The organism is Dolichospermum sp. LEGE 00246 (assembly GCF_015207865.1).
In the GTDB taxonomy this organism is placed as follows: Bacteria; Cyanobacteriota; Cyanobacteriia; order Cyanobacteriales; family Nostocaceae; genus Dolichospermum; species Dolichospermum heterosporum.
Window position 1 is genome coordinate 1 of the sequence record NZ_JADEWA010000271.1, and the last position, 7,386, is coordinate 7,386.

Genomic DNA, 7,386 nt, shown 5'->3' on the forward strand with positions numbered 1-7,386 from the left:
GTACAAGATAAACAAATAAAAACTTTAGCTGATGCTTTTAAAGAACTTCAGCAAATCTGTATTGAAGAAGATTATTCTTTAGAAATTCCCTCTCGTCAAGACCGTCCTAATTTCTTTTTTTAATATCCGCAATGATTTTTTTATGTGATACGAACATTATTAGCGAATTAGTGCGACCTCAGCCTAATCCTGGTGTTTTAATATGGGTAAAAAATTTATCTTCCATAAATATTAGTGTAATTACTCTGGAAGAAATACATTATGGATTAACATCAAAACCTAACCTAAAAATTCAAAATTGGTTTGATAATTTTATTAAAAATGATTGCCAAATTTTACCTATCACGGCTGAAATCGCTCAACTTTGCGGTAAAATAAGAGGCCAACAAAGATTAAGCGGTAAAACAGTTACCCAAGCAGATATGATGATTGCTGCTACAGCCCAGATACATCAATTAACTTTAGTTACGCGCAATATTCGTGATTTTGATAGTTGTGGTATCCCTCTTTTTAACCCTTTCAGTTAATCTTCAGGATATTTATAATAATAAATCCTGTTCGCGTAGCGTGGCGTTAGCCATAAATCCTCAAATCCTGATTCAGACAATTAATTAATTTCCAATGAATTCATTATCTTGTCTGCTGTTTCTACAAACTGATCATAATCATCTACTTTCGCAGTATAAGTAATCGTATAAGCCTGATCACCTTTTAAAGTCACAACCTGCATATTTTTTAAAATATCTTGACCATTTTTACCCGTAAACACCAATTTACTAGCTTCTTTATTTGCCAAATTCGTTACACTTTTATCAACAATCTTTGCACCTGATACAGTATTATTAATTTCCTGAATACTGGATTTTTGCCAATCATCTAATCTGCCAGAAAACTTATCAACGCTAATTGTTACTTTTTCTTGAAAATTATCTGTATCACTTTGTTGAGGAGAGATAAAAGTCACAACTTCGGCTGTAATTGGGTTTTCTAAATCTTGTCTTTCCCAGGTTTTTAGATATTTTACCTTTATCCCATATTGAGAATTTTCATATATATTGAAATCATCTTTTTTGGTAATAAAGAAAATAGTTAAGCTGATAAATATTGTCATTCCTAATGTTCCCTAATATCATTGAAGGCAGAGCCTTCTAGAATTCATTCCCAGTCAGAGACTGGGAATGAGACGACTTGATGTTTTTTGTAATTTTGTAAAAGTCCATGTCTTAACCATGTTTAGTATAGTCATGGAGAAAATTAACTTTCAAAATTCATAGCGCCCAAATATTTAGTTAAAAACGGCGAAAAAACTTCATAAATCAAAGTCAGCGGTTGTCCATGATGCCAAAATAAATAATGGCGCCCCCAAAACGGACCTTTTTCATTAAAACCCGACTCTAACGCCTCTGAGTTACCATAATAAATACCTTGCACATCTCTATATAACTCAGTTCGTAACCGCGCTAAACTTGCCCAAATTGGTAAAGACTTGTTTTGTAAATACTCATCTACATGACTTGCTTCCCACCAAGAAGCAGCATAATATAACCTCTGACCAGAAGCAGTTCGCACCCATACCTGTCTTCTAATTCTTGGACCTGGTAGCATCTGCATTATAGTCGGTGCATTATCGGAACTCATGCCAATTGCTGACATATCAATCACATCTACCTCCGTTGGTTCACCCGTAAGTAGTTGGACGTGCCGAGTCGGAGAACCATCACCCAAAAGCAGTAATTGCCAAGTTGGTGCTAACTGAGTGTGCGGTAAACCGTATTTAATCGCTTCCTCCCCGCCTTGCCAAATAGGAGTCAGGCAATGCCAAGCGCTTGGTAGGATTAGATCATTCGTGGGATTAAAAGTAGTAGTCAATGTTCTTTACAAAAGTTTATATATACTCCTATCAATAGCACGAAAATCAGCATCACTAGAGACGCTGGCAAAGAATCAAACATAAGGACTTTGATCAAAAAATGTAAACCCGCTGGTATAGTCATTTTCCTGACCTAACAGCGGGTTATTTACATTCAAAAATGCGGATGGCGAGACTCGAACTCGCAAGGGCTATGCCCACACGCACCTCAAGCGTGCGCGTATACCAATTCCGCCACATCCGCGCGGTTTGAACACAGATTACAGCATAACATAAAAAAATCTCTTAAACACAAGTTTTTGCAAATATTTCCCAGATATTTTTTGAATGGGTATGAGACTAACAGAAATATAGTTGCAGCACAAGTCATATTAAAAGGTCTAGGAAAGATGCCACATAATCTAATAGTCTGTTAAAAATTATGTTTGGGGATCTCCTGTCACGATTTACAGTAATGCAACAGCTTTATGTCAACAGGATGGGAGAAAATGTGAATCTACTGGTACTGATATCGTAACTAGAAAATGAAATTTGACAAAATATTAATTGCCAATCGAGGAGAAATAGCCCTTCGCATTCTCCGAGCCTGTGAAGAAATGGGAATTGCCACAGTAGCTGTTCACTCGACTGTTGACAGAAATGCTCTCCACGTCCAACTTGCAGATGAAGCGGTTTGCATTGGTGAACCTGCCAGCAGTAAGAGTTATTTGAATATTCCCAATATTATTGCTGCTGCACTAACGCGCAATACTAGTGCCATTCATCCTGGTTATGGTTTTTTATCAGAGAATGCCAGATTTGCCGAAATTTGTGCCGACCACCACATTGCTTTTATTGGTCCTAGTCCTGAATCTATCAGGCTCATGGGGGATAAGTCCACAGCCAAAGAAACAATGCAAAAGGCTGGTGTACCTACAGTTCCCGGTAGTGAAGGGTTAGTAGAATCAGAAGAACAAGGATTAGCGATCGCCAAAAAAATTGGTTATCCTGTGATGATTAAAGCTACCGCAGGCGGAGGCGGTCGAGGAATGCGGCTAGTCCGTTACGAAGAGGAATTTGTCAAACTTTTCTTCGCGGCGCGGGGGGAAGCAGGAGCAGCCTTTGGCAACGCAGGCGTTTATATAGAAAAATTTATTGAACGTCCCCGCCACATTGAATTTCAGATCCTAGCGGATAACTATGGTAATGTTATCCATCTGGGTGAAAGAGACTGTTCAATTCAGCGTCGTAACCAAAAACTCCTAGAAGAAGCCCCTAGTCCTGCTCTCGACCCTGACTTACGGCAAAAAATGGGAAAAGCTGCCGTTAAAGCCGCCCAATTTATTAACTACACCGGAGCAGGAACTATCGAGTTTCTTCTAGATAAATTCGGTAAGTTCTATTTCATGGAAATGAACACCCGGATACAAGTGGAGCATCCAGTAACAGAAATGATTACTGGTATAGACCTAGTAGTTGAACAAATTCGCATTGCCCAAGGTGAAAGACTAAAGCTCACGCAAAAAGAAGTGGTTCTGAGAGGACATTCCATTGAATGCCGGATTAATGCTGAAGACCCAGATCATGATTTTCGTCCAGCCCCCGGCAGAATTAGTGGTTATCTTCCCCCCGGAGGACCAGGGGTGCGGATTGATTCCCACGTATACACGGACTACCATATCCCCCCTTACTACGACTCTCTCATAGGTAAATTAATTGTGTGGGGACCAGACCGAGCCACCGCTATTACCCGCATGAAACGCGCATTGAGAGAATGTGCAATTACAGGAGTCCCTACAACCATTCCCTTTCATCAAAAAATTATGGAAAACCCACAATTTTTAGAAGGTAACATTTACACCAGCTTTGTCCAGGACATGAAAATGCAGTAATTAGTCATTGGTCATTCATTGGTCGTTTTCTTCCTCCTGACTCCTGACTGGGCGCGGGCCCCGCGCCCCTACCTTCTGGCTCCTACTACTTGTCTAACATGGTCAGTAACCCTTGCTGACCTAGCAAAATTTCCCGGATAAAGCTGAAAATCGCCACTAAAATAATCGGGGTAATATCTACACCACCAATAGGTTGTACAAACTTCCGCAGTGGGATTAAAAATGGTTCAGTCGGCCAGGCGATTAGACTAAAAGGCAAACTATTGAGATTGATTTGGGGATACCACGTTAGAATAATGCGGAAAATAAATAAAAACGTCATCACTCCCAAAACCGGACCAAGAATCCAAGCAGTCAAGTTAACACCAGTCATTTTGTTTAGCTACCATCTGTGAGAGAATCCAAAACTTGGGCGCAAGTTGATAAACTTTAAGTTTTGTAACGTATTCTTCCCTCAATTTTAACTAAATAGTGCCATTTTATTGTGAGAATAGAAAAACAAAGTTATTGACTTGGGATCATCAATCAAGTAAATACCAGGTTAGACGTGCGGTATGTACTTGATTGAGATACATTCAGGAAATCGTCAACCCTCTATGAGTGGGGTTTCCCAGCACTCGATTGTATTACATCCGACCAATAACCCTGATAATCTTGGATTACTTTTCAAGAAAGTAATCCAAGATTAAAATGAAAATAAACTGTGTAAAAAAAGGTTGAGAACTATGACACCCTCTTTAGCAAATTTTCTTTGGAGTCTCCTTTTGGGTACTGCGATCGTCGTTATCCCTGCTACCATTGGTCTAATTTTCATTAGCCAAAAAGATAAAATCCAACGTTTTTAATTTTTGGGGACTGGGGACTGGGGACTGGAGAAGCATCTTCTTCTTTCTTCTGGACTCCAGTATTCCTCTTCCACAATATTATGACTGGTTAAAATAGTGATAGTAAGTGTAACTCGTTAATATAGATTTGATATTAGGAAAACACCAATGGTTAATTTGGGGCTGAACTCAGCCAGTGTTTTGGCTCAGGTAAATTTTGGAGCAAACTCAGCCAGTATTCTAGGAATTTTCCTAGCTGTAGCTGGAGCAGCATTGTACTTTCTTCGTTCTGTCCGCCCAGAACTGTCAAGAGATCAAGACATCTTTTTTGCCGCAGTTGGCTTGTTATGCGGCTTTATTCTCGTATTTCAAGGATGGCGACTTGATCCAATTTTGCAATTTGGTCAATTGCTTTTGGTAGGTTCTACAGTATTTTTTGCCGTCGAAAGTATTCGTCTGCGAAGTATCGCTACTCAGCAAGCAAAACGAAACACTCCCATTGTGGACGATGAACGCGAGGTTAGCAGAAAATATTCTTATTCTGAGCGGCGCAACTATCAAGCTGAGATGGATGCGGATTTAGAACCGCTACCCTATGAAGAAGACGAAGAAGCCCCTCAGCGTCCGAGAATTCGCGGTAGTCGAGACGAACGTTCTACCCGTGATGACTATTACGAAGATCAGCCACCACGCAGTTCACCAAACTCACGTACCAGGGAAAAACCAGAATCACCAGAAAGAAAGCGTCGTAACAATTCTGGGCGTTCAGTCAGTCGTCCCAGTGAGGGTTATGAAGATGAAAATTGGGGTTCTACTCCCAAACCAGTTGACGATTGGGAAACTTCAAATTCCCAAGATGCAGTGAGAAAACCAGCACGTCGCAATAATACTGGCAATAATCGCCCTCAACGCCAAGAAAGTCGTGAGGATGATATTACCCCTACTCCTAGACCAAGAAAACGTCGTCCACCTAGAGATTCAGTTTCTCCCAGAAGACAGGATGATGATGAAGCTATCCCAACGGAATATGTTCCTTATAATCCCATTAACAAGCCAAATAACGAGCCAGATAATTCCGATTTTGATGATGACATTTAACACGTTTGGGGTTGACGACGGAAAACAGTAATGTGAAAACATTTACACCTAGCTTCTGGCTCCAAAAGTCAATTTATTGGAGCCTAATTTTTGGTTTGACAAGCTTGCTGATATCTTGTAGTGCTGATAATATCCCCCTGGGAGTTACTTCTCTGAATAGCCGATATACTGAAGAACAACCTGCTATCAGTGGTAATGGGCGTTTTTTGGCTTTTGTCTCCAATCGTTCTCGTTATCAGCAGTTGTTATTATACGATTTAGAAAATCAAAGTTTTATTCCTACACCAAGATTAAACAGACAGTCAGTAATTATAGAAAGTCCTAGTTTGAGTTATACAGGCCGTTATATTTGTTATATTACCAGTGATCAAGGTAGACCTGTTGTTGCACTTTACGATCGCGCTTCCCAACAATCACAAGTTCTGACCCCTACTTATCGTGGTTGGGTGAGAAATCCTAGTATTAGTCCTGATGGGCGTTATATTGCGTTTGAATCCTCCAGTCGTGGACAATGGGATATTGAAGTTCTTGATAGAGGTCCAACTATTGAATTAGATATTCCTAATGGTGCAAGGGTGTCAACTAAAAATTGACCGAAAAAGTTTAGATTTTAGATTTTGGATTTTAGCTTAAATATGTCACATTTGGAGTTTTCGGTACAGATTCCCCGCCTCTTCAGGGCGGAATTAATCAAAAATACTCGCTGCGCTGCGTACGCTTCGCTAACGCCAATCTAAAGTCCTCAAGCTGCACACTTTAGCGTTGGAAAATTTCTACACTTACCTGAATATTTCAATTGTATATCGTCACTAATATCTAGTATCAATAAAAGCTAATTTTATGTTCCCTAATCTAAGACAATTTGGTATTTTAACCGTGTTTATGTTTTTTGTTCTTTCGACAAGATACCTAACTGTATCTTCGGTTCTCTATTGGTTACTTTGGGTTCGTCGTCCCCCGTCTTGGGAGGTTCGTCGTCTCCATGATATGAACAAACGCAAAAGTAAAATGAAGAGTGAAATCAAATGGTCTCTTTTTTCCTGTTTTATTTTTGCATTACCAAGTGCTTTTATGATCGAAATGATCAACTTGGGATATACCAAGGTTTACTTAAATTTTATGGATTATGGTTGGGTTTATTTACCTTTGAGCCTATTTATATACTTGATTCTCCACGACACTTATTTTTATTGGACTCATCGCTGGTTGCATATTCCTAGTATATATCGCCGCTTTCATCAAGTCCATCACGAATCTATCAACCCTACACCTTGGACTTCTTTTTCTTTTGATCCTGTTGAGAGTATTATTCAGGCAATTATCATTCCTCTGATGGTTTTTATTATTCCCGTTCACATTAGTATAGTGGGATTATTACTAGCCTTAATGACGATATTTGGTGTTGTCAATCATACGGGTTATGAAGTTTATCCATATTCATGGATACGTGGTTTTTGGGGTAAACATTGGATTACACCAACGCACCATACTATTCATCATCACAAGTTTAATTGTAACTATGGTCTTTATTTTCGGTTTTGGGATAAATTAATGAACACCGATATAATGGTCAAAACGCAGATAAACGCAGATAAACGCAGATAAATTTGTACTTCGTTAGACTAGGAAATACTATAAAAGATGATGGTTTTTGAGGATAAATAGAGCTTTGCCCATGTGACAATTGCAGACTTGGGTATAAAATAATGTTTTTTAATAATAG

Annotated in this window: 9 protein-coding genes and 1 tRNA gene; 6 read left to right on the forward strand and 4 right to left on the reverse strand. The window is 39.3% G+C overall.

Annotated elements, in window-relative coordinates; all coding sequences use genetic code 11:
- The first annotated feature begins 131 nt into the window (after window positions 1-131).
- Window positions 132-527 carry a type II toxin-antitoxin system VapC family toxin gene (locus tag IQ228_RS16910; protein ID WP_193963636.1) on the forward strand — a complete coding sequence of 132 codons (396 nt, stop codon included), beginning with the start codon at window positions 132-134 and terminating at the stop codon, window positions 525-527.
- 80 nt (window positions 528-607) lie between these two features.
- Here the strand turns inward: IQ228_RS16910 and IQ228_RS16915 are convergent, their stop codons facing one another.
- From IQ228_RS16915 to IQ228_RS16925, 3 genes are all read right to left on the reverse strand, one after another.
- The gene (locus tag IQ228_RS16915) at window positions 608-1,111 is read right to left on the reverse strand and encodes a PsbP-related protein (RefSeq protein WP_193963638.1); all 504 of its coding nucleotides are present in this window, start codon (window positions 1,109-1,111) and stop codon (window positions 608-610) included.
- Between the two features lie 143 nt (window positions 1,112-1,254).
- Window positions 1,255-1,869, reverse strand: a complete 615-nt coding sequence (locus IQ228_RS16920) for a chorismate lyase (RefSeq protein WP_027401499.1) — start codon at window positions 1,867-1,869, stop codon at window positions 1,255-1,257.
- Between the two features lie 162 nt (window positions 1,870-2,031).
- A tRNA-Leu gene (locus IQ228_RS16925) sits at window positions 2,032-2,114 on the reverse strand.
- A gap of 280 nt (window positions 2,115-2,394) precedes the next feature.
- Between IQ228_RS16925 and accC the strand changes: the two genes are divergently transcribed.
- Window positions 2,395-3,741, forward strand: a complete 1,347-nt coding sequence (accC, locus tag IQ228_RS16930; RefSeq protein WP_027401500.1) for an acetyl-CoA carboxylase biotin carboxylase subunit — start codon at window positions 2,395-2,397, stop codon at window positions 3,739-3,741.
- Between the two features lie 85 nt (window positions 3,742-3,826).
- Here accC and IQ228_RS16935 read toward each other — a convergent pair whose 3' ends face one another.
- Complete coding sequence (locus IQ228_RS16935) at window positions 3,827-4,114, reverse strand: YggT family protein (protein ID WP_027401501.1); 288 nt, start codon at window positions 4,112-4,114, stop codon at window positions 3,827-3,829.
- Window positions 4,115-4,466: 352 nt separating this feature from the next.
- Here IQ228_RS16935 and psbX point away from each other — a divergent pair, with 352 nt between their 5' ends.
- The 4 genes from psbX to IQ228_RS16955 all read left to right on the forward strand — a co-directional run bounded on the left by psbX (window position 4,467) and on the right by IQ228_RS16955 (window position 7,268).
- Window positions 4,467-4,586, forward strand: coding sequence for a photosystem II reaction center X protein (psbX, locus tag IQ228_RS16940; protein WP_039200676.1), 120 nt, complete (start codon window positions 4,467-4,469; stop codon window positions 4,584-4,586).
- A 147-nt stretch (window positions 4,587-4,733) separates the two neighbouring features.
- On the forward strand, window positions 4,734-5,663 hold the full coding sequence (locus IQ228_RS16945) for a Ycf66 family protein (RefSeq protein ID WP_039200675.1): 930 nt from the start codon (window positions 4,734-4,736) through the stop codon (window positions 5,661-5,663).
- Window positions 5,664-5,695: 32 nt separating this feature from the next.
- Entirely contained in the window at window positions 5,696-6,256 is a 561-nt protein-coding gene (locus tag IQ228_RS16950; protein WP_027401503.1) for a TolB family protein, read from the forward strand.
- Between the two features lie 478 nt (window positions 6,257-6,734).
- Window positions 6,735-7,268: a sterol desaturase family protein gene (locus tag IQ228_RS16955; protein WP_228043922.1), complete on the forward strand. Its 534-nt coding sequence runs from the start codon at window positions 6,735-6,737 to the stop codon at window positions 7,266-7,268.
- The last annotated feature ends 118 nt before the right edge of the window (window positions 7,269-7,386 follow it).

What these genes read in the sequence shown, in the direction of transcription:
- IQ228_RS16910 (WP_193963636.1), top strand. Translation starts at nt 132, where the DNA reads ATGATTTTTTTATGTGATACGAACATTATTAGCGAATTAGTGCGACCT.
- IQ228_RS16915 (WP_193963638.1), bottom strand. Translation starts at nt 1,111, where the DNA reads ATGACAATATTTATCAGCTTAACTATTTTCTTTATTACCAAAAAAGAT.
- accC (WP_027401500.1), top strand. Translation starts at nt 2,395, where the DNA reads ATGAAATTTGACAAAATATTAATTGCCAATCGAGGAGAAATAGCCCTT.
- IQ228_RS16935 (WP_027401501.1), bottom strand. Translation starts at nt 4,114, where the DNA reads ATGACTGGTGTTAACTTGACTGCTTGGATTCTTGGTCCGGTTTTGGGA.
- psbX (WP_039200676.1), top strand. Translation starts at nt 4,467, where the DNA reads ATGACACCCTCTTTAGCAAATTTTCTTTGGAGTCTCCTTTTGGGTACT.
- IQ228_RS16945 (WP_039200675.1), top strand. Translation starts at nt 4,734, where the DNA reads ATGGTTAATTTGGGGCTGAACTCAGCCAGTGTTTTGGCTCAGGTAAAT.
- IQ228_RS16955 (WP_228043922.1), top strand. Translation starts at nt 6,735, where the DNA reads ATGATCGAAATGATCAACTTGGGATATACCAAGGTTTACTTAAATTTT.